Here is a 24,015-nt window from a genome sequence, read left to right as displayed (position 1 = left end):
TTTCCCTCATCCCTGCTGGACGCGCTGCGCACGCGCGGCCAGACGCGGCCGCGTGCGTTCGAGCGGACCGAGCCGGCCGAACAGGCCGTCCGCGATACCGAACAGGATGCCGGCGAGCTTGTCGCGCTTGTCGCGCTCGACGAGCGCGATCTGCACGACCTGCCACACGGTCAGCAGGTTCGGCACGATCGCCACCGGAAAGCGCAGCCCGTACTGCATCCCGAGCTGCACCGCATTGCGTGCGCTGTAGTAGCGCCGTTGCCACGAGTGATTCATCGACGTCATTTCGAAAGGGCCGAACGCGTGACGCTGCTTCGCGCCGATCCGGTGCGGCAGCACCAGCGACGGCACGACGTAGAGCGGCACGTTGCGCGCGAGCGCGCGGAAGCTGTATTCGGTATCGACGTGATCGATGAACAGCGTCTCGTCGAAGCGGCCGAGCACGTCGAACGCGGCGCGCGACACGACGCAGCCCGACGAAATCAGGAACGCACAGCGCTGCAATTGCGCATCGGGATCGACGCGCAGCCGGCGTAACGCGATCCCGTTGGTCGCCAGCTCGGGCAGGAAGCTGCGCGCGTTCTCGTCGAAGATGCGCGGGCCGGCAAGGAATGCGCGCCCCGCGAGCCCCGCGCAGGCGTCGCGCATCGTCGAAAAGTAACCGGCCGGCACCGACGAATCCTGGTCGAACAGCGCGACCGCATCGACGTTGTCGCGAAACAGCGCCGCGAGCCCCGCGTTGTACGCGCCCGCGACTCCGCCGCGATTGCCGTGATGCAGCAGCGCGATGCCGTCGCGCGCGCACAGTTCGCTTGCGCGCGGATCGGGCTGCGGCGTGTTGTCGACGACGAGCAGCGCGTCGCACGCATGCCGCCACGTGCCGAGCGCCGCGAGCTGCGCGTCGGTCGGGTGATACAGGATCACGAGTGCGCCGAGTGTCGTCATGCCGCTCTCCTCAATGTCCGAACGAAGCTGCCGCGCCGCGCTTCGGCCGCGTGAGCCACATCATCGCGGCGAGCACGAGGCAGGTCATGCTCGCCATCCAGAACATGTCGCCCGTCGCCATCATGTACGCCTGTTGCATCACGACCTGGTGCAGCGTGGATAGCTCGCGCACGCCGTCCACGCCCATCGCGTTCAGCGTGTGCACGAAGCGCTGCGTGTTCGCCGACGCGTGCGTGACCGATTGCGACACGACGTCGTAGTGATAAGTCGCACGGTTGTCCCACAGCGTCACGCTCATTGCGGTGCCGAACGCGGCGGACAGCGTGCGCAGGAAGTTCGACAGGCTCGACGCCGCCGCGAGCCGGTCGTCCGGAATGCGCGACAGCGTCGCGGCGGTCAGCGGAATGAAGAAACACGGCAGCCCGATGCCCTGGATCAGCCCGGGCGCGGCGATCTGCGCGAACGTCATCTTCAGCGTGAAATGCGCATCCCATGCGAGCACGGCCGCGAACACGAGGAAGCCGAAGGTCGCGAGCACGCGCGCGTCGAAACGGTGCGCGTGCAGGCCGACGAGAATCGAGAACACGAGCGCGAGCACGCCGAGCGACGCGGTGGCGAGCCCCGCGTGGAATGCGTTGTAGCCCATCACCGCCTGCATCCACAGCGGGAACACGACACCCACCACCGAGAAGCTCATCATCCCGAGCGAGATGATCAGCACGCAGAACGAGAACGTGCGATCGCGAAACAGGCTCAGGTCGACGACCGGATGGGCCTCGCCCGCCTCCCAGATCAGCAGCGACACGATCGCGAGCCCCGCGACCACCGCGAGCGTGACGATCAGCGGCGAATCGAACCAGCCCTTGTCGTGGCCGAGATCGAGCATCGCCTGCAGCGAACCGACGCCGATCACGAGCAGCACGATGCCCGGCACGTCGATCGGGCCGGCCGCGCCACGCTGCGCGTCGGGGCGCAGCATCGCGGTGCAGACCGCGAACGAGAACAGCCCGATCGGCAAATTGATCAGGAAAATCCACGGCCACGAGAAGCTGTCGACGATCCAGCCGCCGACCACCGGCCCGAAGATCGGCGCGAGCAGCACCGTCATCGCCCATAGCGCGAGCGCGACGGTGCGCCTGTCAGGCGGGAACGTGCGCAGCAGGATCGTCTGCGACAGCGGCACCATCGGCCCCGAGCACAGCCCCTGCAGCGCGCGGCAGACCACCAGCACGTGCAGGTCGCGCGCGAGGCCGCACAGCAGCGACGTCAGCGTGAACAGCAGCACCGCGCCGACGAACAGCCGCAGCTCGCCGACGCGCCGCGCGAGCCAGCCGGTCAGCGGCACCGCGATCGCGGCCGCGACCGAATACGAGCTGATCACCCACGTACCCTGGCTGTTCGAGACGCCGAGACTGCCCGAGATCGCGGGCACCGCGACGTTGGTGACGGTCGAGTCGAGCACTTCGATGAAGGTCGCGAGCGACAGCGCGAACGTCAGCAGCGCGAGCCGGGCGCCGCGCACCGGCGGCGCAACGGGTGCGGGTTCGCTCGCGTCGAAGGCGGCGGGCGTGTCCTGAAGCGGCGATGCCGTGCTCATGCGCCCGCCAACGCGACAACGGGCGGCAAGATCGCGCGTCCGCGGCTCGGCACGAAGCGCTCGATGTAATCGGCAGCCGTTTCGCAGCCGTCCGGCGCCGCGTTGATCAGCGCACGCGTGCGTTCCGCATGCAAGGACAATTCGGGTTCATCCAGCACGCGCGCGAGCGCCGCACCGAGACGCACGCCGTCGACCGCACCGTCGACGCGCAAGCCGGCGCCGCTTGCCGCGACGCGCTGCGCGTTGTCGAACTGGTCGTGCGCGAACGGTGTCACGACCTGCGGAATTCCGGCTTCGAACGCGAGCGCCGCCGTACCGATCCCGCCGTGATGCACGAGCGCGCGGCAACGCGGCAGCAGCGTGCGCATCGGCACGAAGCGGCGCACGAGCAGCCGATCGCCGTCCGGCGCCGCATCGTGCGGGCTCAGCAGGATCCCGCGCGCGCCGTTCGCGCGCAGCGCATCCGCCACCGCGCGCGCATACGCCGCATGATCGACGCGTGTCGAACCGGCCGTGAACACGACCGGGGGTTCACCGGCCGCGAGATACGCATCGAGTGCCACATCTTCGTCGGGTGTCGCAATATCGTTGAACAACGGGAAACCGCTTTGTAGGTGATTCGACGGCCAGTCCGGCTGCGGCGGCGCGAACCAGCCGGGAAACAGGCACAGCACGCCGTCGGTCGAATGCAGCCAGCGGCCCAGCACGCGCCGCGCGGGCGCGAGCCCGAGCTCGCGGCGCACCGCGTTGAGCGCGGGGCCGCAGGTGCGATCGAGCACTTGGCGCTCGATCAGCGTCATCAGCGCCGCCTTCACCGGCAGCGGCCAGCGTGCGGGAATCGTCAGGCGCGGGTGCGTCGGCGGGGCATGGGCGGACAGCAGCGTCGACGGCGACACCTGCACCGATACGTACGGCGTGCCGTGCAGTTCCTGCATGAAGCGCGCGGAGAATGCCCACAGCGTGCCGACGAGTACCGTATCGCCATCAGCCAGTGCGCGCAGCGCGTCGTAGTGCGGGCGCAGCGTCGGCGCGATCACCTGCCACAGCGTGCGAAACGACGTGCGCGAATCCCACAGCGCGGGGTTCGCCATCGCGGCCTCGTATTCGGCCGCGGTGCCGATCGGCACGAACGCGAACCCGCAACGGCGCACGATCGCCTCGAACGGCGCGTGCGTGCAGAACACAACGTCGTGGCCGCGCAGCGCGAGCGCACGCGCGACGCCGAGCAGCGGATGCACGTCGCCCGCCGACCCGATCGCGGTCACGATCACCTTCGCCATCGCGCGCCTCGCGGGGTCAATAGAAGCCGGGGATCAGCGCCGCGACCTCGCGGCGGTATTGCGCGTATGCCGGCCCGAAATACCCGGTCAGCCAGCTTTCCTCGACGCGTACCTTGTACGCGAGCGACGCGAACACGAGCGCGACGCCTAGCACGCCGCGCCACTCACCGCCGATCAGTGCGGCGCCGACGAGCGCGATCAGGCAGCCCGTATAGATCGGGTGACGCACGAGCGCGTACGGCCCGGTGCGGACGAGTTCATGGTCTTCCTTCAGCGTGACCGACACGCTCCAGTTCGTGCCGAGATGCAGCCGCGCCCACACGGAGAACAGCAGCCCCGCGACGAGCACCGCGAGCCCGCATTGCGCCTGCAGGCCGAAGCGCTGCCAGTCGGGCACGAGTGCCTGCCACGACGGATCGGGCAGGATGATCAGCGCGCCGCCGACGATCAGCGGAATCGACTGCAGCGTGCGCGAGCGCGACGCCTCCTTGCGCACGGTCGTCTTCACGGCCTGCGACGTCGCGATCCAGTAGGCGAGCCACGCGGCCCAGGGAACGACGATGGCGATGGTCTGAACGATATTCACGGCTGGCCTGCCTCGTGTGAAAGAAAATCCGGATGCGCCCGGTGTGCCCGGTGCGCGACGTGCTGCGTCATGACGACAGCGCCGGCATCGGCGCGGACACGCATGCGTGTGCGGCGCCGAGCGCGATGCCCGCGGCGACGGGCGGCGTGTCGCAGAAGAAGTCGAGCAGCGCCGCGCGCGTGGTTTCGCGCTGCGCGCGGCCTTCGATGTCGAGGAAATGACCGGCGTCGGGAATCGTCGCGAAGCGCGCGCGCGGCACGTGCGTGGCGAGCTGGCGGACATCGGCCGGCGTCGTGTATTCGTCGCGCTCGCCGTTCAGGAACAGCAACTCGCAGCCGATGTTGGAAAACTCGCTCAGGTAGCGCTCCGGCTGCAGCGACAGGATCTGGTCGACGTGGAACGCGACCTGGTCCTGCTCGTCGCGCGGCAAGCGCGTCAGATAGCGGTAGTTGTAGAGCTTCATGATGCGCGGCAGGTAGCGGCCGACCGTATCGTTCAGCAGCTGCGCGGCCTTCAGGTTCTCGCCTGCCGCGATGTGGTCGCGGGCGCGCGTCACGTAGTCGACCATCGCGTCGTTCAGGAACGGCGAGAACGAGCAGATCGCCGCGCGCCGCACGCTCGGGCAGCCGCGCGCGAGCGCGAACAGCGACGCGACACCGCCCCACGACACCGATACGAGGAACGCCGGCGCGAAGCGCTCGACCAGATGCTGGAGAATCGCGGCCTCGTCGTCCTTGGTCAGAATGAAGCAGCCGGGGTTGTGCTGGCGCGACTGCCCCGCATACGGCAGGTCGAAGCAGATCGTGTTCATCCGCTCGCCGAGATACTGGACGGTCTGCCCGAACGATGCGGTCGTCGCGAGCGCGCCGTTGACGAGCATCGCCGTGTCGAACGACGGATCGAACACGTTCCGTTCGACGTAGACCTTCAGACCATTCGGTAGCGGGACCACGTGTTTTTCGGTCGGCATCGTCGTTCTCCGGTGAATGCGGCGTCTCGGCGTCGCGGCATGCTGCAGGTGCGCAATGGCGGGCGCCGGCCCTGTCGCGGTCGTTGGCCGCGCCCATTGCCGACGCACCGCGGGAAAAACCCGCGGCGCCGATTCATTCCTTTTGGTTCGGCGCCATACTAATACGGGCAATATTACTTACTCAAGTCATTCCAACGATCCCCTCTACTCCGCCCGGAAATACGCCGGATTCAATTATATTTTGCATTTTTTATGGTAGGCGGACACGGTCCCGAGTTGACCGCAATCGTTTGCAGTCGAGCCGACAGACAATCGAGCACCAACACTATTTCCTTTAATTTCAAAGCGATATCAAGTTTCAATCGGATGATTGAAACGAATTCCGGAAAATTACCCAAAACGAAACCCGAGACTCGAATTTTAGAATTTCAGAAAATCTCACATAGCTCGACATTCTTTCGACGTGTAATAAATCGATTCAATTAACTTTCGCAACCATTGCGCCGTCTTTTCGGAAATCGTTTTAAACAAACTTCAAGTTATTTAACCTTCTTTCAACGCGTTTTTCCGCACCTGCACAATCGCGGCGACAGCGTCTGCTCGCCCAACCGATCGCTCGATTCACCGTCGGACCCTGTTTTTTTGTTGATTGAACGGTCAATAAAAAACCGATAAGCTGTCGACTTCCAGGAACGGCCCGTCCGGGCGAAGGGGATCGCAATGCCGAAAGTCGGAATGCGGGAGATTCGTCGCGCGCAGTTGATCGACGCGACGCTGCGCTCGATCGACGAGGCCGGCCTCCCCGGCACGACGCTCGCATCGGTCGCGCAGCGCGCGAACATCTCGACGGGTATCGTCAGCCACTACTTCGGCGACAAGGACGGCCTGCTCGAAGCCACGATGCGGCACGTGCTGCGCGATCTGTGGGCGGCCACCACGCGCCGCCGCGTCGCGGCACGCAAGGACCCGCGTTCCCGGCTGCGCGCGATCGTCGCCGCGAACTTCGACGACACGCAGGTCAGCGCACCCGTGATGAAGACCTGGCTCGCGTTCTGGTCGCAGAGCATGCACGACGCGATGCTCAAGCGCCTGCAGCACGTCAACACGCGGCGCCTCCATTCGAACCTGTGCGCGGAATTCGCCAAGGCGTTGCCGCGCGCGAAGGCACGGGAAGCCGCCAGCGGCCTCGCCGCGCTGATCGACGGCCTGTGGCTGCGCGGTGCGCTCGCCGGCGGCCCGATCGACACACGGGCTGCACTGAAGCTCGCCCACAATTACATCGACCTGCTCCTCGCGTCAGACTGACGCGTCACGCAGTCGCCCTCAAGGAGATCCTCATGTCCGTATACGGTTTGCAGCGCCTCTACATCGGCGGCGGTTACGTCGACGCCACCAGCGGCACGACTTTCGACACCTTCGACCCCGCCACCGGCGAACTGCTCGCACAGGTGCAGCAGGCAAGCGCGGCCGACGTCGACCGCGCGGTCGCATCGGCACAGGAAGGCCAGCGCGAGTGGGCCGCGATGACCGCGATGCAGCGCTCGCGCATCCTGCGCCGCGCGGTCGACCTGCTGCGCGAACGCAACGACGAACTCGCGGCGATCGAGACGCGCGACACCGGCAAGCCGATCGGCGAGACGCTCGCGGTCGACATCGTCACGGGCGCGGACGTGATCGAATACTACGCGGGCCTCGCGACCGCGATCGAGGGGCTGCAGGTGCCGCTGCGCGCCGAGTCGTTCGTGTATACGCGCCGCGAGCCGCTCGGCGTGTGCGCGGGCATCGGTGCATGGAACTACCCGATCCAGATCGCGTGCTGGAAGACGGCGCCCGCGCTCGCGGCCGGCAACGCGATGGTGTTCAAGCCGAGCGAAGTCACGCCGCTCACCGCGCTGAAGCTCGCGGAAATCTATACGGAAGCCGGCGTGCCGGCCGGCGTGTTCAACGTCGTGCAGGGTGACGGTTCGGTCGGCGCGCTGCTGACGGGCCATCCGGACATCGCGAAGGTGTCGTTCACCGGCGGCGTCGAGACCGGCAAGAAAGTGATGTCGCTCGCCGGCGCATCGTCGCTGAAGGAAGTGACGATGGAGCTCGGCGGCAAGTCGCCGCTGATCGTGTTCGAGGATGCCGACCTCGACCGCGCCGCCGACATCGCGGTCACCGCCAACTTCTTCAGCTCGGGCCAGGTCTGCACCAACGGCACGCGCGTGTTCGTGCACGGCTCGGTCAAGGACACGTTCACGCAGAAGGTGCTTGAACGCGTGAAGCGCATTCGCGTCGGCAAGCCGACCGATGCCGACACCAACTTCGGCCCGCTCGTGTCGGCCGCGCAGCTCGACAAGGTGCTCGGCTTCATCGAGAGCGGCAAGGCCGAAGGCGCGAAGCTGCTCGCGGGCGGCACGCGCCTGACCGACGGCCACTTCGGCAGCGGCCAGTACGTCGCGCCGACCGTGTTCGGCGACTGCCACGACGACATGAAGATCGTCCGCGAGGAAATCTTCGGGCCGGTGATGAGCATCCTCGATTTCGCATCGGAAGACGAAGTGATTGCCCGCGCGAACGACACGCACTACGGCCTCGCGGCCGGTGTCGTGACCGAGAACCTGTCGCGCGCGCATCGCGCGATCCACCGCCTCGAAGCCGGCATCTGCTGGATCAACACGTGGGGCGAATCGCCGGCCGAGATGCCGGTTGGCGGATACAAGCAATCCGGTGTCGGACGCGAGAACGGCATCACGACGCTCGAGCACTACACTCGAATCAAGTCGGTGCAGGTCGAGCTCGGCCGCTACAACCCGGTGTTTTAAGGATCACGAAAGGAGACTGACCGTCATGACGACACGCGAATACGACTACATCATCTGCGGCGCCGGTTCCGCGGGCAACGTGCTCGCGACGCGCCTGACGGAAGATCCGAACGTCACGGTGCTGCTGCTCGAAGCGGGCGGCCCCGACTACCGCTTCGACTTCCGTACGCAGATGCCGGCGGCACTCGCCTATCCGCTGCAGGGCCGTCGCTACAACTGGGCCTACGAGACCGACCCCGAGCCGCACATGGACAACCGCCGGATGGAATGCGGCCGCGGCAAGGGGCTCGGCGGCTCGTCGCTGATCAACGGGATGTGCTACATCCGCGGCAACGCACTCGACTACGACAACTGGTCGACGCACAAGGGGCTCGAGAACTGGACGTATCTCGACTGCCTGCCGTACTTCAAGAAGGCCGAGACACGCGACGTCGGCCCGAACGACTATCACGGCGGCGACGGCCCCGTGTCGGTCACGACCAGCAAGCCGGGCGTGAACCCGCTGTTCGAGGCGATGGTCGATGCGGGCGTGCAGGCCGGCTATCCGCGCACCGACGACCTGAACGGCTATCAGCAGGAAGGCTTCGGCCCGATGGACCGCACCGTCACGCCGAAGGGCCGCCGCGCGAGCACCGCGCGCGGCTATCTCGACCAGGCGAAGGTGCGGCCGAACCTCGAGATCGTCACGCACGCGCTCGCCGACCGCATCCTGTTCGACGGCAAGCGCGCATCGGGCGTCACGTACCTGCGCGGCAGCGAGCGCGCGACCGCGCATGCGCGCCGCGAAGTGCTCGTGTGCAGCGGCGCGATCGCGTCGCCGCAGCTGCTGCAGCGCTCGGGCGTCGGCCCCGGCGCGTGGCTGAAGGAACTCGACATCCCCGTCGTGCTCGATCTGCCCGGCGTCGGCCAGAACCTGCAGGATCACCTGGAGATGTACATCCAGTACGAGTGCAAGGAGCCGGTGTCGCTGTATCCGGCGCTCAAGTGGTGGAACCAGCCGAAGATCGGCCTCGAGTGGATGCTGAACGGCACCGGCCTCGGCGCGACCAACCACTTCGAGGCGGGCGGCTTCATCCGCACGCGCGACGACGATCCGTGGCCGAACATCCAGTATCACTTCCTGCCCGTCGCGATCAACTACAACGGCTCGAACGCGATCGAGATGCACGGCTTCCAGGCGCACGTCGGCTCGATGCGTTCGCCGAGCCGCGGCCGCGTGAAACTGCGCTCGCGCGATCCGAACGATCATCCGAGCATCCTGTTCAACTACATGGCCGAATCGCTCGACTGGCGCGAGTTCCGCGATGCGATCCGCGCGACACGCGAGATCATGCGGCAGCCCGCGCTCGACCGCTATCGCGGCCGCGAGCTGAACCCGGGTGCCGACTGCAAGAGCGACAAGGAACTCGACGCGTTCGTGCGGGCCCGCGCGGAAACCGCGTTCCATCCGTCGTGCTCGTGCAAGATGGGTTACGACGACATGGCCGTGGTCGACGAGGAAGGCCGCGTGCACGGGCTCGAAGGGCTGCGTGTGGTCGATGCGTCGATCATGCCGATCATCACGACCGGCAACCTGAACGCGCCGACGATCATGATCGCGGAGAAGATCGCCGACAAGATCCGCGGCCGCACGCCGCTGGCACGCGTGGACGTGCCTTACTTCGTCGCGAACGGCGCGATGGCGCGCAATATCGCGAAGGCGGTGCGACAGCCGGAAACGGCGTAACCGCGCGAGCGCCCTCCCCGGGGCGCAGCAGCAACGCACACGGCTCGCCGCGTTCTCGCCGCGAGCCGTTTTTCATTTCATCGGGCGCTCTCGCCGCCCGTACTGAAGCGCTTGATCGCAGCCACCCTCGGCCGCACGCGTTTCGCGCGCACGATCGGATTCGATCGCGACGTCAGGCTCATCGCGCCGCTCAGACGCTCGAACGCGACATCCTCCTTCATCCCGAAGCGACCGACCGCCGGCCACGCGAGCACTTCATCGAGCCACGCCTGCCACGCGTCGCCATGAAAACGCCGCGCGAACTCGCGCACCATGCCCGGCGCCGCGATCACGATGCCCGCCAGCAGGTAATACGCCCAGAAACTGCCCGCACCGACGAGCCGGTCGAGTCGGCACACGAACACCGCCGCGAGCAGGCCGTCGACCGACGCGAGATCGGCACGTCGTTCGCGAATCGCGCGCGCGACGAGATTGTGCCGACCACCATACGCGGCAAAGGAAGCCCCTTTTCCGGCAGCCAGCTCCGCGCAGAACATCGCGAGCGCGGCCATCTCGTCGATGCGGGCGGCATCGTCGCGCGGCCCGCAGATGCGCAGCACGATCGCGTCGATGATCGCGCCGGGCCGCGCGGACGGGTCCACGCACGCGGCCACGACTGCCGCCCGTCGTTCTCTCAGGTTCTTCGCGGGCTGTGCTTCGCCGCTCGCGGGTTGTTTTCGGCCGTCGTGCCCGTCGGCGCCGTCGACACCGCCAGGTTCGACGCCGCCGGCAATGCGCTCCAGCGCGGCCCAGCCGTCGGCGGGATCGTCGAAGGCCCACGCATCGACGACACCGTGCGCTGCTTCGAATACTGCGCGCGATCCCGGGCAGCATCGTTCCGCGTGCGCAAGTTGCCGCGTATTCGGCACGTGGATGCACGCGCCGAGCGGCTCGGTCGCGTCGCACGCGCAACCGCCGCCGTCCATTGCCGTCCACGGTGCGAGTTCGTGGAGGACGGCAAGCGCTTCGTGCGGCAGCGTCACGCCCGTGCGCACGCTGGCCGTACGCGACGACCGCGCGGTCGTTGCGCCAGCGTCGTCCGTCGCCACGCAAGCCGCTGCGTTCAGGTATTCGATCAGGTACTGCAGCCACGCGGCCGTGCGCAGCCGGTCGGGCGTCGCAGCGCGGGCATCGCCATACTTCGCTGGGTCGGTGAGCATGGGTGGTCCGGAATGGTTCTGGCAAATCGAAATGATTGTTCTATGTCCGTCGACGCAGGCGGCACGGTGCGTCGCGCCGGCCCCCCGCGTGGCCACCCGCAACGGATCGCGAAGCAGGCGGCCAGCCGGTCGTCACGCGGAACCACGCGACGACGCGAATGCATCGCGAAACCGGCACGCCCGCCGCGCATCGTTACACGGCCCTCGCCCCTGGCGGGCACCCGGTTCCGATCGCGCGACGCTTACTGCACGTGGAACTTCGGCGACGTGGCGACCGTGCCGCTGACCGTGCAGTCCGGTGTCAGCACCGCGTTGTTGAACGTCAGTGACGAGTTCGGATCGCTCCACGTCGTCACGACCTTGCTCGGCCCGCAGGCGCCGAGCAGCGAAACGGTCACCTTCGCGTTGTTGATCGACAGCTGCGTCGTACTGTCGGCCTGGCCCGTCCAAGGCGATGCGCTGGTCGCGCTGCCGCTGATCAGGCCGCACGTCGCGGCGCCCGTAAACGTCGTCGACGTGATGTTGACGATGCCCGTCGAGGAGATCGTGCCGTTGAACGTCGCGTTGCAGGTCGCGTTGATCGACCCCTTGGCCAGGACAGTGAGGCCCGTCGCGGAGAACGGCTCCCCGTTCGGGTTCATGGCCTGCCCGTCGGCGCGCGAGACGGTCACGGCAAAAGCAGGCGCGGCCGAAACCGCGGTGAATGCCACTGCAGCAACAAGCGATACGATTTTGCGAATGCTCATTTGAACTGCCCCCTCTCTCTTCACAAATGGCGGCATGCCGCCAGGAACGCGACGCCCCGGCCGGATCGGCCCGGCCGCTCGGTCGCAGGAAACCGCCGGCGTACGCAATGCACGCCGGACGGCTCAGAACTTGTAGGAAATCCCGACGAAGGTGATCAGCGGATCGGCCTTCAGCCGCGTGCGCGTGGTCGCGAGCGTCGAACCGTCGGCGGCCTTGATCACAAGCGACGAGTAGGTCTTCAGCGGCATGTAGGTCAGCGTCGCCGTCAGCCCCCAGTGCTTGTCGATCGCATAGCTCGCGCCGACGTTGTAGACCGGCGTGAACGACGACGACGCCTTGCCCTCCACCGACGTCGGCCCCGGCTTGCCGGCGCCGGCCGCGAGCACGCTGCCGAGGTTCTCGTTGATGTCCTTCGCGAAGTTGCCGTTCAGTTCGATGTTGCTGAACCAGCTGTAGGCCACGCCGATCCCGACGAACGGGCGGAACTTCGCTGTCGGTGCATTGAAGTAGTACTGCAGAATGATCGTCGGGCTCCATTGCCGCGCATTCTTCACGGCCGGCTGGTTCGACGGATTGTCCATGTTGACGCTGCCGAGCGACCCGGCCGGGCCCGGCGGCCGGATCACGCCGTGCCCGGTCAGCGTGAACTCGGGTGGCACGCCGAGCACCGACGTCACCGCGATATGGTCGGTGAAGAAGTGCGTGAGCGTGAGGCCGACCGTGTCGGCGTTGTTGACCGTCAGGCTGGTGCCCGGCGACGTGAACGACCCGGGCAGCCGCAGCGGCCCGTTGATCGGCATGCTCGCGAGATTCGTCGTCAGCCCGTTGGTCGAATCCTGCGGCATGATGTGCAGCCACCCCAGCGTCGCGACATTGTCGCCCGCCTGTTGGGCCGATGCGAGCGTCGACACGCCTGCGACGACACTCGCGACAATCAGCTTCTTCATGAAGTCTCCCCCTCATTCCATCCGGGCGCCGCGCAGCCATGCGCGACGCCGCCGTGTCTCCATCCGCGTGTGATCACTGCACGAACGCGCCGACCGTGAAGTACGGATTGCTCGTATCCGCCATGTCGAGGAACCCGAACACGCCGCCCGTGAACACGAACTTGCCGGTCGCCGGCCCGGACGCCGCGTCCGCGTGCACGGTCGTCACGACGCCCGGCACCTTCTGCGTGTAGTCGAGGTTCAGCGCACGCGTGAGCGCGGCCTGGGACGCGTTGAAAGGATCGAGCAGCGTCGCCTGCGCACCGACGAGCGCGGTCGCGCGGTAGTTGAACGCGCTGTCGACGCCCGTGTACTCGCCGTTCTCCGAGCCCTGGGTGATGGCCGTCTGCGGGCTCAGGAACGAGATGCCCGATTCGTCGTCCGCGCTCGGCGGCCCCTGCGTGAGGTCCGCGTTCGCGGCACCCGTGCGGATGAAGACCGGCACGAGCTGATTGCGCAGCTTGCCGACGATCAGGATTCCCCTGCCGCCCTTCGCCGGATCGAGTGCGGCGAGCGTCGGCGGAATCTGCGGCTGGTAGTTCAACGACTGGAACGCCGGTGCGTCCGGGCGCAGCGTGAACGGCTGGTTCACGGTCGCGCTCGATGCGAGCGGCTGCCCGCCGTTCTTCTTGCCGAAGTTGTCAGTCTCGACATAGCTGCCGTCCGCGTTGATCGTCACCTGCTGGTCGAGCGCCACCGGCTGGAAGTTCTGCGACGGCACCTGGTGGTAGCCGAGCTGGTTGTACGTGCCCGCGATCTTCGTCAGGTCGGTTTCGAGCGACGAGAAGCTGATGAACGGGTAGTACGGGAACGTCGTCTTCGGAATCTTGCCCACGCCGATCACGCCGTCGAACTGGATCGTCGCGCCCGGAATCGCACCACCCAGCACGCCCTCACCGAGGAACAGGCGCGCCGGCCGGCTCGGGTCGAGGCTCGCGTTCTGCATCCGGAACGTGCACTGGTTCAGCTTCACGGTCGGCAGGCCCGTTTCGTCGGCCAGCGTGCCGTCGACAACGTTGGCCGGCGCAGTGTCGCGCGTCGGCTGCACCGTGCCGGTGGCCGTCGGCACCGGCGATGCGAGGTAGGTCATCCGGTACGTCATCTTCGTCGTGTCGAGCTGCACCTTCACGAGTTCGCCCGAGCCGGAGCCGCCGATGAACACAGTGTTGTAGTCGATCGTCTGCGGACACAGCCTGACCACCGGCGCGGGCGGCGGGTCGCCGTCGCCACCGCAGGCGACCAGCACGGGCGCGAGCGACGCCGCGGCCATCCAATTCTTCACATTCATAGGAATCCTCTAGAATTTCGATTCACCGGCGGCGACGCGTGCGCCGCCGGTGTTCCGTGTTCAGTCCGCCGTTACTGGACGAACGCGCCGACCGTGAAGAACGGGTTGACCTTGTTGTTGTTGACGACCATCGCGTAGATGTTCCCGGCCGTCACGAGCCAGCCGGTGTCGCCCTTGCTGAAGATCGCCACGTTGCCGTTCGCCCCCTTCGCGTTGAAGTCCTGCGACGCCGTGACCTTGATCTTGCCGGGCGTGGCCTGCGTGTAGTCGAGTGCGAACTGCGACGTGACCGACGACGTCTGCGGGTCGATGAACGCCGCGGTGGCGCCCTGGAACAGCGTCGACGTGTAGTTCGCGGCCATTGTCGATACGGCGGTACCGTCGTTGCAACTGCCGGCCTGCGCCAGGAAGAAGGTGCCGTCGAAGGTGCCGGGCAGATCCGGATGCGGGACGTTGTTGTTGAAGCTCGGCCCCGCCGTCGCGATCGCGAACGTCGCGGTGCTGGGTGCCACGACACCGCACGCGGATGCGCTCGTTGCGCCGATGAAACCGCCCTTCAACGAATTGGCGGAGACGGCCGTCGTCCGCGACAGCATCGAAATCCCCACCTCGGCATCGGCGACCGACGCCAGCAGGTTGCTCGCGTCGATATGCGTGTAGCCCACGCGAATCACGACCGGCACCAGAACGCCGTTCAGCTTGCCGACGATCATGATGCCCTTCGCCTGACTCGGCGCGACGATGACGATTGCCGATCCCTGCCCCGCGAACGGATAGATGAGGGTGCCGCCCGCGTTCGCCACCGCGTGGCTCACGAACACGTTGTCGGACGAGCCGTCCGCGTTCTTGCGCAGCGCCCACGGCGTTCCGGTGGTCTGGCACGAGTAATCGCTGCCTGCCGTGATGGTGCACGAGCCGTCGGCATTGAACGTCTGGTTCCAGTTGACGACGTCGGGTTGCCAGCCGACCGCGCCCGTGCTGCTCTGCGCGCTGCCGCCGACCGGCGACAGGTGGATGCCGAGTTCGTTGTAGTTGCCCGCGACCTTCGAGAAGTCGGTTTCGGTATCGGTGAAGCCGATGAACGGATAGAAATCGAAGGTGCGCGACGGCACGGTGCCGAGCACGATGCCCGGGAACGGCTCGAGACCGGCGAACGCGATCGTCGCGCCCGGAATCCCGCCGCCAACCACCCCGTTGCCGACGAACAGCATCGGCGGATCCGCGCGATTGATCGTCACCGCATACGCGCCGTCGCTCGTCGCGCCGCTGTCGAGCACGAACGCACAGCGGTTCTGCTCGGCGGTCGGCAGATTGGTCGGATGATGGAATGCACCGCTGATCGTCAGGCCCGCGCGCGTGTTGTTGACCTGCCCCGCCGAGGTCGGCACCGACGATTCGATGAACTGCATCTGGTAGGTGAGCTTCGTGGTGTCGAACTTCACCTTCACGTATTCGCCGCTGCCGGCGCCGCCCGTGTAGGTCGTCGTGTAGTCGAGCGAATCCGGACACAGCTTCGTCACGACGGGCGGCGTCGTTTCCGCGCCGCTCGGCCCGCATGCGCTGCCTGAGCACTGCGGCACGTTGATCGGGCCCGGATCGTCGCCGCCGCCGCAACCGGCAACGAACGGCAGCGCCAGCACGGCGCACGACAGGATCGCCTTCCGCCAATCAGGAATGCAAAGCATCAACCCCTCCTTTTGAGGTACGACAGGTCTCGCCCGGATGAGCTGCGTGGCCCACCGGTTGGTATCGCGCCGACGCGACGATGCGCGGCACATGACGATGCGCACGATGTGCGCCGCGTTGCCGGTCACGCAAATGCGATCAGGATCGACGTGGCAGGCAAGCGCAATCCGGCGCCACCGTCATGCGGCACGGCGCCATCGGGGAAATCGAAATGGAATGGGGTGCGTCGCTACCGCGGCAACGCGATGCGATGACGCAGGCAGCGCGCAATGCGCGGCGCGCCCGCATCCGGCGAAAAGCAGGGAAACGGCAGTGCGGCAAGGCCCTCGGATAGGCATGTCATGTATTGGTCTCCGTACGTACGCTTGATTCGTTATCGTGATGCGTCGTTTGTCGAGACTATGATCGGACGATCCGCACAAGTAAATGGATGCAGAGTTCCAAACGTGCCGAACCGCGCGATCCCCGGTGCGAGCAGGGTGTTTGACAGTTTTTCAAACAGCCTTCAATTTATTTGCTCAGACAAATACCGGACCTATATAACGCGCGTTTGAATGTCGGTGCTCCACGTCGCGCAAGGCCCGGCGTGCGAACCGCCGGCGGCACGCACGCATGCTGCGGTGCAACCTCACACGTCGATGATCGCGAGCGTGCCGTGACTGCCCGGCAGCACCGCGTGGCGCAAGCCCGCGGCAGCAAGGTACATCTGCCCGGCTTCGACGACGACCGTTTCCGCGTCGACCTCGAGCATCAGCCTGCCGTCGAGCACCAGCAGCCCTTCGTCGTAGTCGTGCACTTCCGCTTCGTACGGCTGCGCGTCCATGCGCAGCACCTTGATCCGGGCCGGCCCGACTTCGCCGACGATCGTGGATTTCCATGCAACGGCCTGCGCGGCCGCGACGGACTTGAAATCGATCAAGGACATGTGCTTCGCTCCGGGACGTGAGAGGAATGCATTATCGCGAGCGCGGCGCATACCGTCCCGGTACGGCCCGACGGCGTTCGAGCGGCACAGTCGGCATGGTGCCCGCCCCGCTGCCGCGCGCAAGCGCGATCGCCATCCCGTTGCCCGAAAACCGCGCGCATTGTTCGCCCGATTCGAATAAAGCGCCGCTTTATTGAATGACGCGCACACATTTTCCGCAAATCCGACACCGGCATCGCATGACCTTTGCGTCGAAATGCATTTCCATCTTCCGATTGCTAATATGGCGGTCCTGCGATCCCGCACCACAACGCCGTTCGACATGACGCCCGTTCGCCATGCCGCACCCGACACCGGCCGCCTCGCAGCGGCGGCACCGGGCACGCGCGGCGCGCAGCGTCGGACCGACCGGCCGTGCCACCCGTGAGCATGCAACCGATCCTTTCCGTCTCCGACCTCTCCAAGACTTACGCGTCCGGCTTCCAGGCGCTGAAGCACGTGACCCTCGACATCCGCCCCGGCGAGATCTTCGCGCTGCTCGGACCGAACGGCGCTGGCAAGACCACGCTGATCGGCTCGATCTGCGGCATCGTCACGCCGACCGAAGGCCGCGTGACGGTCGGCGGGCACGACATCCGCGATCAATACCGCGCCGCCCGCGAAATGATCGGCCTCGTGCCGCAGGAACTGACGACCGACGCGTTCGAAACCGTCTGGGCGACGGTGTCGTTCAGCCGCGGCCTGTTCGGCAAGGCCCCCGATCCCGCTTACATCGAGAAAACGCTGAAGGCGCTGTCGCTGTGGGACAAGCGCGACAACAAGCTGATGACGCTGTCGGGCGGCATGAAGCGCCGCGTGATGATCGCGAAGGCGCTGTCGCACGAGCCGCGCATCCTGTTCCTCGACGAGCCGACGGCCGGCGTCGACGTCGAGCTGCGCCGCGACATGTGGAAGCTGGTCGACTCTCTGCGCGAAAGCGGCGTGACGATCCTGCTGACCACGCACTACATCGAGGAAGCCGAGGAAATGGCCGACCGGATCGGCATCATCCTCGGCGGCGAGCTCGTGCTCGTCGAAGAGAAGCGCGAGCTGATGCGCAAGCTCGGCAAGAAACAGCTGACGGTGCAGCTCGAGCATCCGCTCGCGACCGTGCCGGGCGAACTCGCCGCGTTCGGGCTAGAACGCGCGGACGACGGCACCGCGCTCGTCTACACGTACGACTCGCAGCGCGACGACGCGAGCATCGCGAAGCTGATCAACGCCCTCGGCTCGGCCGGCATCGGCTTTCGCGACCTGCACACGACGCAGAGCTCGCTCGAGGACATTTTCGTCAGCCTGATCGACAACCGCCGCAACGGCACACAAGGGGCCTGACGCACATGGCGAACTGGAATTTCCACGGCATCCGCGCGATCTACCGCGCCGAAATGGCCCGCACGCGGCGCACGCTGATGCAAAGCATCATCGCGCCGGTGATCTCGACGTCGCTGTATTTCGTCGTGTTCGGCTCCGCGATCGGCTCGCGCATCAGCGACGTGAACGGGATCGGCTACGGGTCGTTCATCGTCCCGGGCCTCGTGATGCTGTCGCTGCTGTCGCAGAGCATCTCGAACGCGTCGTTCGGCATCTACTTCCCGCGCTTCACGGGCACGATCTACGAGATATTGTCCGCGCCCGTGTCGTATTGGGAGATCGTGATCGCGTATGTGGGTGCGGCCGCGTCGAAGTCGTTGCTGCTCGGGTTGATCATTCTCGCGACGGCAGGCCTGTTCGTGCCGCTGCACATCCTGCATCCGTTCTGGATGGTGCTGTTCCTCGTGCTGACGTCGATCACCTTCAGCCTGTTCGGCTTCGTGATCGGCATCTGGGCCGACAGCTTCGAGAAGCTGCAGCTCGTGCCGCTCCTGATCATCACGCCGCTCACGTTCCTCGGCGGCAGCTTCTATTCGGTCGACATGTTGCCGCCCGCGTGGCGCATCGTCACGCTGTTCAACCCGATCGTCTATCTGATCAGCGGCTTCCGCTGGTCGTTCTACGGGCTGGCCGACGTGCACGTGGGGATCAGCCTCGCGGCCACCTCGCTGTTCCTCGCGATCCTGCTCGCGATCGTCGCGTGGATGTTCCGCACCGGCTACAAGCTGAAGAACTGACGCGCCGTGGGGTTGCCCCGGTTCGCGGATCCGGGGCGGCGCTGCTAGACTGGATCGGAAGATCGACTGCCGCCGTCTGCCGCACCGCAACGCGCGGTGCGCGGGCGGCGCGGCTCCCGCCCCCTTCCCTGCGCGAGGATCCCCGATGAGCGCCTCCCGAATCGACGCCGTCCGCGACGGCCTGTTTCGCGCCACGTCCTACGTCGATACGCTGAACCTGAGCTTCAGTCAGTTCTTCGTACGATCGTCGCACGGTGACGTGCTGTGCGTCGAAACGGGCACGCGTTCCAACTTCACGCAACTGAGTGCGGCGCTCGACACCGTCGGCATCGCGCCGTCAATGGTCAGCAACGTGATCGTCCCGCACTTCGAGGCCGACGAAATGGGCGCGCTGCCCGACTTCCTCGCGGCCAATCCGGCGCTCGTCGCGTACGGACATCCGATGTGTACATGGGGGCTTGCCGACGTGTTCGGCGTACGCGCGATTCCGTTGAAGGACGGCGAGCCGACGACGCTCTCGGGCATCGACGTCGTGCCGGTCTTCACGAAGCACGTGCATCAGTGGGACGCGCTCGTCGTGTATCTGCCGGCGTACAAGGCACTGCTGTCGTCGGACATCCTGATGCGCTTCGGCAGGGAGGAGACCGACGACCCGCTGCCGGCAATCCTCGACGCGATCACGCGCTCGGACTACCTCCCGTCGCTCGCGCACCTGGCGAGCGCGCTGCGCCGCATTCAGGCGCTCGATCTCGACATCATTCTGCCGATGCACGGCCCGGCGATCACGCATGACATCGCGCGCGTGATCGCCGGTGTGATTGCCTATTGCGAGGCGGCCGCGGCGTAACGCACGCGCCGCCGTGTGCGGCCGCCCGTCGCCCGTCGCCGGTCAGGCGCCGGTCACGACGAATTCCGCAGCGGCCTTGCTCTGGATCGCGGCCATCACTGCGAGTTCGCGCTTGCTGCGCGGCTCGCCGGATACGACGCCCGTCGCATGCTTGGCCTTCGCGCCGAGCGGGAAGAACACGAACGACGCGCCGGCCGGCGCTTCCGGCTCGGCACGCAGGCGTTTGTTCAGAATCTTCAGGTACTTTTTCTTCGAGACTTCCTTCGTTGCCATGGCGCCCTCCACATGAACGTAATGCTGACCAGCATACCAGTTTTGACCGGGGGCTCCGGCGCGTCGCCGCACGATCGACCCGCACTGGAATCGACCGGGTTGCGCGACTCGCCACGCCGGGCCGCGGCCGGTGCCGGTGTCGTCCGCCTCCGGTTTCACGCGGGCGAATCCTCCACTCCGCACGGCTCGTCCGTTACGCGATGCTGCCCACGGCTGCCGCCTCCTCGTCACCCGTGATCAGAATTGTTTGCGCGCGATGTCGATTCGCGCGCATGTCATGCGTCGTAGTGTCGTAACCGATCGTTTTGCCGTCCGCACGGCAGGCCGATTGCGGATGTTCCCTTTCCCGTTCAAGGAGTAGCGACAATGCGCGTCATGGTGATCGTCAAGGCAACGGCCTTTTCCGAATCGGGCACCATGCCCGATACCGAACTGCTGGCCGCAATGGGCCAGTACAACGAGGCACTCGTGAAGGCCGGCGTGATGCTGGCCGGCGAAGGGCTGCACCCGAGTTCGCGCGGCAAGCGCGTGCATTTCTCCGGCAAGGACCGGACCGTCATCGACGGCCCGTTCGCCGAGACCAAGGAACTGATCGCCGGCTACTGGCTGTGGCAGGTGAATTCGATGGAAGAAGCCGTCGAATGGGTCAAGCGCTGCCCGAATCCGATGCCTACCGAATCGGACATCGAGATCCGCCAGGTCTTCTCGCCCGAGGATTTCGGCGAGGCGTTCACGCCGGAGCTGCAGGAACAGGAAGCACGGCTGCGTGCAGAGATGGAAGGCAAGCGGGACGCATAAGGCTGGCCCGGCCGGGGCGCAGCAGCGCAATCGAAGCGGGTGCCCCGGCCGAATCCTCTGCATAAACGGATTGACGGCGCCTCGCCGTGTAACGTAGCATTTTGATACGTTACACGGCGAGGCCTTGTCGTCATGCATTCCCGTTTTGACCGTTTTCGCGCGACGCCACTCGGCGCGCAGCTCGAAGCCCTGATTACGCAGCCCGCGCGCTATCTCGAATTCGCGGCGCTGTCGCGCGTCGGCGTCGCGGCGATCGGCGCGATCCAGCACGAGATCGCGCACAAGTTCCCCGAAATCGAAGCCGATACGACCGCCCGGCAGTTCTGCGGCGCGATGGTCGCCGACGTGATGCGCCGCCACGGGCACGACGTCGTGCAGGCGCGCGGCCGGATCGGCGGCACGCTGTTCAGCTACGGCGCGGTATTCAGCGCGTTTCCGCTGGTGCTGCCGTTCGCCGACGTCGTCGCCGCGCTGGCCACGATGCCCGACCGGTTCGCCGCGTATGCCGCTCGCGTTCCCGACGCGCTGGCCACGCGCCGCCCCGCCGGCACGGGCTTCTCGCTCGTCGAACATGCGTGCCACCTGCGCGACCTCGACGCGGTGTTCGCCGAACGCATCGATGTCGTTCGCACGCGCGAACTGCCGGTGATCGCGTCCGTCGACGGGACCGCGCTCGCCGCGCAGCGCGACTACCTCGCACAGCCGCTCGACGGCGCGCTCGCCGCGTTCCGCGCCGGCCGCGCCGCGCTGTGCGCGTCGGCCGCGGCGCTGCAACCGTCCGAACGCCAGCGCTGCGGGCTGCGCGACGGCATCCGCCGGATGTCGCTCGACGAACTCGTGCGCGAGCTGCTCGACCACGATCGCACGCACGCGCTCGAACTCGACGAACTGCTCGCCGAATTCGAATTACCGCCCCTTCCGTTGCCGAACGCCCAATGAGCCAGCCCGCTCCGCCCGTCGTCTTCGTTCACGGTTTCATCGGCACATTCGACGAGCCCGGATGGCCAGGCCCGCATCTCGCCCCCGACCTGCTCGGTTACGGCATCCATCGCGACGCGCCGTCCGACGCGATCACGCTCGCCGCGCAAGTCGAGCATGTCCGGCAGGCAATCGACACGCACTTCGGCACGCAGCCGGTCGATATCGTCGGTCACTCCGTCGGCGGCGCGATCGCGATGCTGGTCGCCCACGCGCATCCAGCGCGCGTGCGCCGGATCGTCAACGTCGAAGGCAACTTCACGCTCGACGATGCGTTCTGGTCGGCGTCGGTCGGCCGCATGTCGGCCGTGCAAGCCGACGCGATGCTCGCAGGCCTGCGCGGCGATCCGTTCGGCTGGCTGCGCGGCTCGATCGACGATCCGTCGCCACGCCAGTTCGACGACGCGCGCCGCTGGCTCGCGCATCAGCCGGCGTCGACGCTGCGCGCGACGGGACGCTCGGTCGTCGCGACGACGGGCGCCTCCGATTATCCGCATGCGCTCGCCGAAGTATTCGAGCGCCATCCGGTGTGGCTCGTCGCGGGCGAACGCTCGCGTGCGGGCTGGCACGTGCCGGACTGGGCGCTCGTGCGCTGTGCGGGCTTCGAAACGATCGCCGGTTGCGGGCACCTGATGCCGGCCGAGCAGCCTGGCGCGTTCCTGGAGGCGCTCGCACGCTGCCTCGGCTGACGCGAACGGCCCCGGCCCCGCCACCTGACAATCCGTAGGTTTCGCCGAAATATGGCTGAAAGGGACGGTTGCTAGAGTCGCCGAACAGGGTTTTCCCGATGCGAGGGCTCCATGAATCTGGTACGCGCGTTCTGGCTACTACTGCTGCTCGCCGCCGCGGGCCCGGCCCTCGCCTATCAGGCGCGGGTCGTCGCGATTCCGAGTGCCGCGATGAACCAGACGCTGAAGGCAACCGTCGTGCTACCCGACGACTACGCACGCCTGCGCCACGGCCCGGAACGCGGCGTCGAGCGCTTTCCGGTCGTCTACCTGTTGCACGGCTCCGGCGGCGACCACACGGACTGGACCGCGAACACGCACATCGCGGCACTGGCCGATCGCTACCGCGTGATCCTCGTGATGCCCGACGGCGGACACGAAAGCTGGTACATCGACAGTCCGTTCGACTCGGACAGCCGCTACGAAACCTTCGTCGGCGACGAAGTCGTGTCGTATGTCGACATGCATTTCAGAACGATCGCAACCAAGGGCGCGCGCGCCATCACCGGGCTCAGCATGGGCGGCTTCGGCGCGCTGCGCATCGCGCTCGACCGGTCCGACACGTTCGGCGCGGTCGGCAGCATCAGCGGCGCGGTCGATCCGCGCTGCTGCGAGGACGAACCGGGCATCGACCACGTATTCGGCGACCCCGGCCGCCATCCGTCATTCTGGAACCGCAACGCGATCGTCGAAAACGCGCGCGCGTTCGTCCGCGCACATCTGGACCTGACGATCGACTGCGGCCGCGACGACTCGTTCGTCGGCTCGAACCGCACGCTGCATCAACGACTCGTCGCGCTCGGCGTGCCGCACGACTATGCGGAGCGTCCGGGCGGACATACATGGGACTACTGGGCACACGCGATCCGCTACCAGATGCAGTTCTTCGCGACGTCGTTCCAGCACGGCGGCTACGCGTAGCATCCGGCAGGCGCGACACGGGCGTGTCGCATTTCTCACTCAGCCATACGCGGAAGTGAAGGTAGAAGCCGCGAATCGAGTTCAGTTGCCGTGCGCCGCGTCGGCCCCCACCACGCGATCGAAGAACTCCTGCGCACGCGCCAGTTCGTCGAGCGCGCGATCGAGGCGCGACATCGCACGTGCATATTCGGCCGACGAGACGTCGTCGTCGCTTTCGCCGCGCACCGCGCGAAACGCCTGATCGACGTTGCGCGTCGCTTCGACGAAGCGTTGCGCCGCTTGAGCTTCCCGCGAACAGATGTGGATCGACATCGACACGTCTCCCTCAGGATTGCAGTGTGAAGCAAGCCGACGCCCAGCGTGCGTGGTGCGCATGTCAGCGGCGTGAACGACGGCGAGCAGCCTGTCGGCGCACGAGCCACCGCGCAGCACGCTTCGTCGCGATTGTCTCGCGACGCTTGCCGATCTGCCACGGCGAATTTGCAACCCATTCTTGCGCGCCCCGCGATGGCGGCCACACGCATGCGTGTCATTGCACGCGCATTCAGCAGTCCTGCTTCACGTCACGCACCGCACAT

Annotated in this window: 23 protein-coding genes; 10 read left to right on the top strand and 13 right to left on the bottom strand. The window is 66.7% G+C overall.

The window, feature by feature from the left end:
* Nucleotides 1-6: 6 nt before the first annotated feature.
* The 5 genes from WS66_RS02340 to WS66_RS02320 form a co-directional block, all read right to left on the bottom strand.
* Nucleotides 7-945, bottom strand: a complete 939-nt coding sequence (locus WS66_RS02340) for a glycosyltransferase family 2 protein (protein WP_059600259.1) — start codon at nt 943-945, stop codon at nt 7-9.
* A 10-nt stretch (nt 946-955) separates the two neighbouring features.
* On the bottom strand, nt 956-2,542 hold the full coding sequence (locus tag WS66_RS02335; protein ID WP_059600260.1) for a DHA2 family efflux MFS transporter permease subunit: 1,587 nt from the start codon (nt 2,540-2,542) through the stop codon (nt 956-958).
* The gene (locus tag WS66_RS02330) at nt 2,539-3,822 is read right to left on the bottom strand and encodes a glycosyltransferase (RefSeq protein WP_059600261.1); all 1,284 of its coding nucleotides are present in this window, start codon (nt 3,820-3,822) and stop codon (nt 2,539-2,541) included. Before WS66_RS02330 ends, WS66_RS02335 begins: the two co-directional genes overlap by 4 nt.
* Nucleotides 3,823-3,838: 16 nt before the next feature.
* On the bottom strand, nt 3,839-4,408 hold the full coding sequence (locus WS66_RS02325) for a methyltransferase family protein (RefSeq protein WP_059600262.1): 570 nt from the start codon (nt 4,406-4,408) through the stop codon (nt 3,839-3,841).
* Between the two features lie 67 nt (nt 4,409-4,475).
* Entirely contained in the window at nt 4,476-5,378 is a 903-nt protein-coding gene (locus WS66_RS02320) for an alpha/beta fold hydrolase (protein ID WP_059600263.1), read from the bottom strand.
* A 720-nt stretch (nt 5,379-6,098) separates the two neighbouring features.
* Between WS66_RS02320 and betI the strand changes: the two genes are divergently transcribed.
* The 3 genes from betI to betA are packed head-to-tail and all read left to right on the top strand — an operon-like array spanning nt 6,099 to nt 9,911.
* Nucleotides 6,099-6,683: a transcriptional regulator BetI gene (gene betI, locus WS66_RS02315; protein ID WP_059534154.1), complete on the top strand. Its 585-nt coding sequence runs from the start codon at nt 6,099-6,101 to the stop codon at nt 6,681-6,683.
* A gap of 32 nt (nt 6,684-6,715) precedes the next feature.
* Complete coding sequence (betB, locus tag WS66_RS02310; RefSeq protein ID WP_059600264.1) at nt 6,716-8,185, top strand: betaine-aldehyde dehydrogenase; 1,470 nt, start codon at nt 6,716-6,718, stop codon at nt 8,183-8,185.
* A gap of 25 nt (nt 8,186-8,210) precedes the next feature.
* Entirely contained in the window at nt 8,211-9,911 is a 1,701-nt protein-coding gene (gene betA / locus WS66_RS02305; protein ID WP_059600265.1) for a choline dehydrogenase, read from the top strand.
* 77 nt (nt 9,912-9,988) lie between these two features.
* Here betA and WS66_RS02300 read toward each other — a convergent pair whose 3' ends face one another.
* The 6 genes from WS66_RS02300 to WS66_RS02275 form a co-directional block, all read right to left on the bottom strand.
* Nucleotides 9,989-11,110 carry a hypothetical protein gene (locus WS66_RS02300; RefSeq protein WP_059600266.1) on the bottom strand — a complete coding sequence of 374 codons (1,122 nt, stop codon included), beginning with the start codon at nt 11,108-11,110 and terminating at the stop codon, nt 9,989-9,991.
* A 242-nt stretch (nt 11,111-11,352) separates the two neighbouring features.
* Nucleotides 11,353-11,856 carry a hypothetical protein gene (locus tag WS66_RS02295; RefSeq protein WP_059534146.1) on the bottom strand — a complete coding sequence of 168 codons (504 nt, stop codon included), beginning with the start codon at nt 11,854-11,856 and terminating at the stop codon, nt 11,353-11,355.
* A 123-nt stretch (nt 11,857-11,979) separates the two neighbouring features.
* Complete coding sequence (locus WS66_RS02290) at nt 11,980-12,804, bottom strand: OmpW/AlkL family protein (RefSeq protein WP_059600267.1); 825 nt, start codon at nt 12,802-12,804, stop codon at nt 11,980-11,982.
* 73 nt (nt 12,805-12,877) lie between these two features.
* Complete coding sequence (locus tag WS66_RS02285; RefSeq protein WP_059600268.1) at nt 12,878-14,131, bottom strand: DUF2957 domain-containing protein; 1,254 nt, start codon at nt 14,129-14,131, stop codon at nt 12,878-12,880.
* A gap of 71 nt (nt 14,132-14,202) precedes the next feature.
* Nucleotides 14,203-15,816 (bottom strand): DUF2957 domain-containing protein, encoded by a 1,614-nt coding sequence (locus tag WS66_RS02280; protein ID WP_059600269.1) that lies wholly within the window; start codon nt 15,814-15,816, stop codon nt 14,203-14,205.
* A gap of 629 nt (nt 15,817-16,445) precedes the next feature.
* Nucleotides 16,446-16,742 carry a cupin domain-containing protein gene (locus WS66_RS02275; RefSeq protein ID WP_059600270.1) on the bottom strand — a complete coding sequence of 99 codons (297 nt, stop codon included), beginning with the start codon at nt 16,740-16,742 and terminating at the stop codon, nt 16,446-16,448.
* 429 nt (nt 16,743-17,171) lie between these two features.
* On the opposite strand from WS66_RS02275, the gene WS66_RS02265 reads away from it, so the two are divergent.
* The 3 genes from WS66_RS02265 to WS66_RS02255 all read left to right on the top strand — a co-directional run bounded on the left by WS66_RS02265 (nt 17,172) and on the right by WS66_RS02255 (nt 19,739).
* Nucleotides 17,172-18,116 (top strand): ABC transporter ATP-binding protein, encoded by a 945-nt coding sequence (locus tag WS66_RS02265; RefSeq protein WP_059600271.1) that lies wholly within the window; start codon nt 17,172-17,174, stop codon nt 18,114-18,116.
* A 5-nt stretch (nt 18,117-18,121) separates the two neighbouring features.
* Complete coding sequence (locus WS66_RS02260; protein WP_059534134.1) at nt 18,122-18,892, top strand: ABC transporter permease; 771 nt, start codon at nt 18,122-18,124, stop codon at nt 18,890-18,892.
* Nucleotides 18,893-19,037: 145 nt separating this feature from the next.
* Nucleotides 19,038-19,739, top strand: a complete 702-nt coding sequence (locus tag WS66_RS02255) for an MBL fold metallo-hydrolase (protein ID WP_059600272.1) — start codon at nt 19,038-19,040, stop codon at nt 19,737-19,739.
* Nucleotides 19,740-19,781: 42 nt separating this feature from the next.
* Here WS66_RS02255 and WS66_RS02250 read toward each other — a convergent pair whose 3' ends face one another.
* Complete coding sequence (locus tag WS66_RS02250; protein WP_059600273.1) at nt 19,782-20,012, bottom strand: hypothetical protein; 231 nt, start codon at nt 20,010-20,012, stop codon at nt 19,782-19,784.
* A 366-nt stretch (nt 20,013-20,378) separates the two neighbouring features.
* Here WS66_RS02250 and WS66_RS02245 point away from each other — a divergent pair, with 366 nt between their 5' ends.
* The 4 genes from WS66_RS02245 (at nt 20,379) to WS66_RS02230 (ending at nt 23,437) form a co-directional block, all read left to right on the top strand.
* Nucleotides 20,379-20,810, top strand: a complete 432-nt coding sequence (locus WS66_RS02245; RefSeq protein WP_059600274.1) for a YciI family protein — start codon at nt 20,379-20,381, stop codon at nt 20,808-20,810.
* A gap of 132 nt (nt 20,811-20,942) precedes the next feature.
* Entirely contained in the window at nt 20,943-21,749 is an 807-nt protein-coding gene (locus WS66_RS02240) for a DinB family protein (RefSeq protein WP_059600275.1), read from the top strand.
* Nucleotides 21,746-22,477, top strand: a complete 732-nt coding sequence (locus tag WS66_RS02235) for an alpha/beta fold hydrolase (protein WP_059600276.1) — start codon at nt 21,746-21,748, stop codon at nt 22,475-22,477. Before WS66_RS02240 ends, WS66_RS02235 begins: the two co-directional genes overlap by 4 nt.
* A 111-nt stretch (nt 22,478-22,588) precedes the next feature.
* Nucleotides 22,589-23,437 (top strand): alpha/beta hydrolase, encoded by an 849-nt coding sequence (locus WS66_RS02230; protein ID WP_059600277.1) that lies wholly within the window; start codon nt 22,589-22,591, stop codon nt 23,435-23,437.
* 81 nt (nt 23,438-23,518) lie between these two features.
* Here the strand turns inward: WS66_RS02230 and WS66_RS02225 are convergent, their stop codons facing one another.
* On the bottom strand, nt 23,519-23,749 hold the full coding sequence (locus WS66_RS02225) for a hypothetical protein (RefSeq protein WP_059600278.1): 231 nt from the start codon (nt 23,747-23,749) through the stop codon (nt 23,519-23,521).
* Nucleotides 23,750-24,015 lie beyond the last annotated feature (266 nt).

Origin of the sequence: Burkholderia sp. LA-2-3-30-S1-D2, from assembly GCF_001523915.2 — a bacterium.
GTDB classification, from domain to species: Bacteria; Pseudomonadota; Gammaproteobacteria; order Burkholderiales; family Burkholderiaceae; genus Burkholderia; species Burkholderia diffusa.
The sequence above is the reverse complement of the archived record's forward strand: the minus strand, read 5'-3'. Positions and strand labels throughout refer to the sequence as shown.

Excerpts from the sequence above, each read along its gene's own strand:
- WS66_RS02225 (WP_059600278.1), bottom strand. The coding sequence starts at position 23,749 with ATGTCGATCCACATCTGTTCGCGGGAAGCTCAAGCGGCGCAACGCTTC.
- WS66_RS02280 (WP_059600269.1), bottom strand. The coding sequence starts at position 15,816 with ATGCTTTGCATTCCTGATTGGCGGAAGGCGATCCTGTCGTGCGCCGTG.
- WS66_RS02265 (WP_059600271.1), top strand. The coding sequence starts at position 17,172 with ATGCAACCGATCCTTTCCGTCTCCGACCTCTCCAAGACTTACGCGTCC.
- WS66_RS02330 (WP_059600261.1), bottom strand. The coding sequence starts at position 3,822 with ATGGCGAAGGTGATCGTGACCGCGATCGGGTCGGCGGGCGACGTGCAT.
- WS66_RS02300 (WP_059600266.1), bottom strand. The coding sequence starts at position 11,110 with ATGCTCACCGACCCAGCGAAGTATGGCGATGCCCGCGCTGCGACGCCC.
- WS66_RS02335 (WP_059600260.1), bottom strand. The coding sequence starts at position 2,542 with ATGAGCACGGCATCGCCGCTTCAGGACACGCCCGCCGCCTTCGACGCG.
- WS66_RS02240 (WP_059600275.1), top strand. The coding sequence starts at position 20,943 with ATGCATTCCCGTTTTGACCGTTTTCGCGCGACGCCACTCGGCGCGCAG.
- WS66_RS02235 (WP_059600276.1), top strand. The coding sequence starts at position 21,746 with ATGAGCCAGCCCGCTCCGCCCGTCGTCTTCGTTCACGGTTTCATCGGC.
- betI (WP_059534154.1), top strand. The coding sequence starts at position 6,099 with ATGCCGAAAGTCGGAATGCGGGAGATTCGTCGCGCGCAGTTGATCGAC.
- WS66_RS02275 (WP_059600270.1), bottom strand. The coding sequence starts at position 16,742 with ATGTCCTTGATCGATTTCAAGTCCGTCGCGGCCGCGCAGGCCGTTGCA.
- WS66_RS02285 (WP_059600268.1), bottom strand. The coding sequence starts at position 14,131 with ATGAATGTGAAGAATTGGATGGCCGCGGCGTCGCTCGCGCCCGTGCTG.
- WS66_RS02290 (WP_059600267.1), bottom strand. The coding sequence starts at position 12,804 with ATGAAGAAGCTGATTGTCGCGAGTGTCGTCGCAGGCGTGTCGACGCTC.
- betB (WP_059600264.1), top strand. The coding sequence starts at position 6,716 with ATGTCCGTATACGGTTTGCAGCGCCTCTACATCGGCGGCGGTTACGTC.
- WS66_RS02255 (WP_059600272.1), top strand. The coding sequence starts at position 19,038 with ATGAGCGCCTCCCGAATCGACGCCGTCCGCGACGGCCTGTTTCGCGCC.
- WS66_RS02250 (WP_059600273.1), bottom strand. The coding sequence starts at position 20,012 with ATGGCAACGAAGGAAGTCTCGAAGAAAAAGTACCTGAAGATTCTGAAC.
- WS66_RS02245 (WP_059600274.1), top strand. The coding sequence starts at position 20,379 with ATGCGCGTCATGGTGATCGTCAAGGCAACGGCCTTTTCCGAATCGGGC.
- betA (WP_059600265.1), top strand. The coding sequence starts at position 8,211 with ATGACGACACGCGAATACGACTACATCATCTGCGGCGCCGGTTCCGCG.
- WS66_RS02230 (WP_059600277.1), top strand. The coding sequence starts at position 22,589 with ATGAATCTGGTACGCGCGTTCTGGCTACTACTGCTGCTCGCCGCCGCG.
- WS66_RS02320 (WP_059600263.1), bottom strand. The coding sequence starts at position 5,378 with ATGCCGACCGAAAAACACGTGGTCCCGCTACCGAATGGTCTGAAGGTC.
- WS66_RS02260 (WP_059534134.1), top strand. The coding sequence starts at position 18,122 with ATGGCGAACTGGAATTTCCACGGCATCCGCGCGATCTACCGCGCCGAA.
- WS66_RS02295 (WP_059534146.1), bottom strand. The coding sequence starts at position 11,856 with ATGAGCATTCGCAAAATCGTATCGCTTGTTGCTGCAGTGGCATTCACC.
- WS66_RS02340 (WP_059600259.1), bottom strand. The coding sequence starts at position 945 with ATGACGACACTCGGCGCACTCGTGATCCTGTATCACCCGACCGACGCG.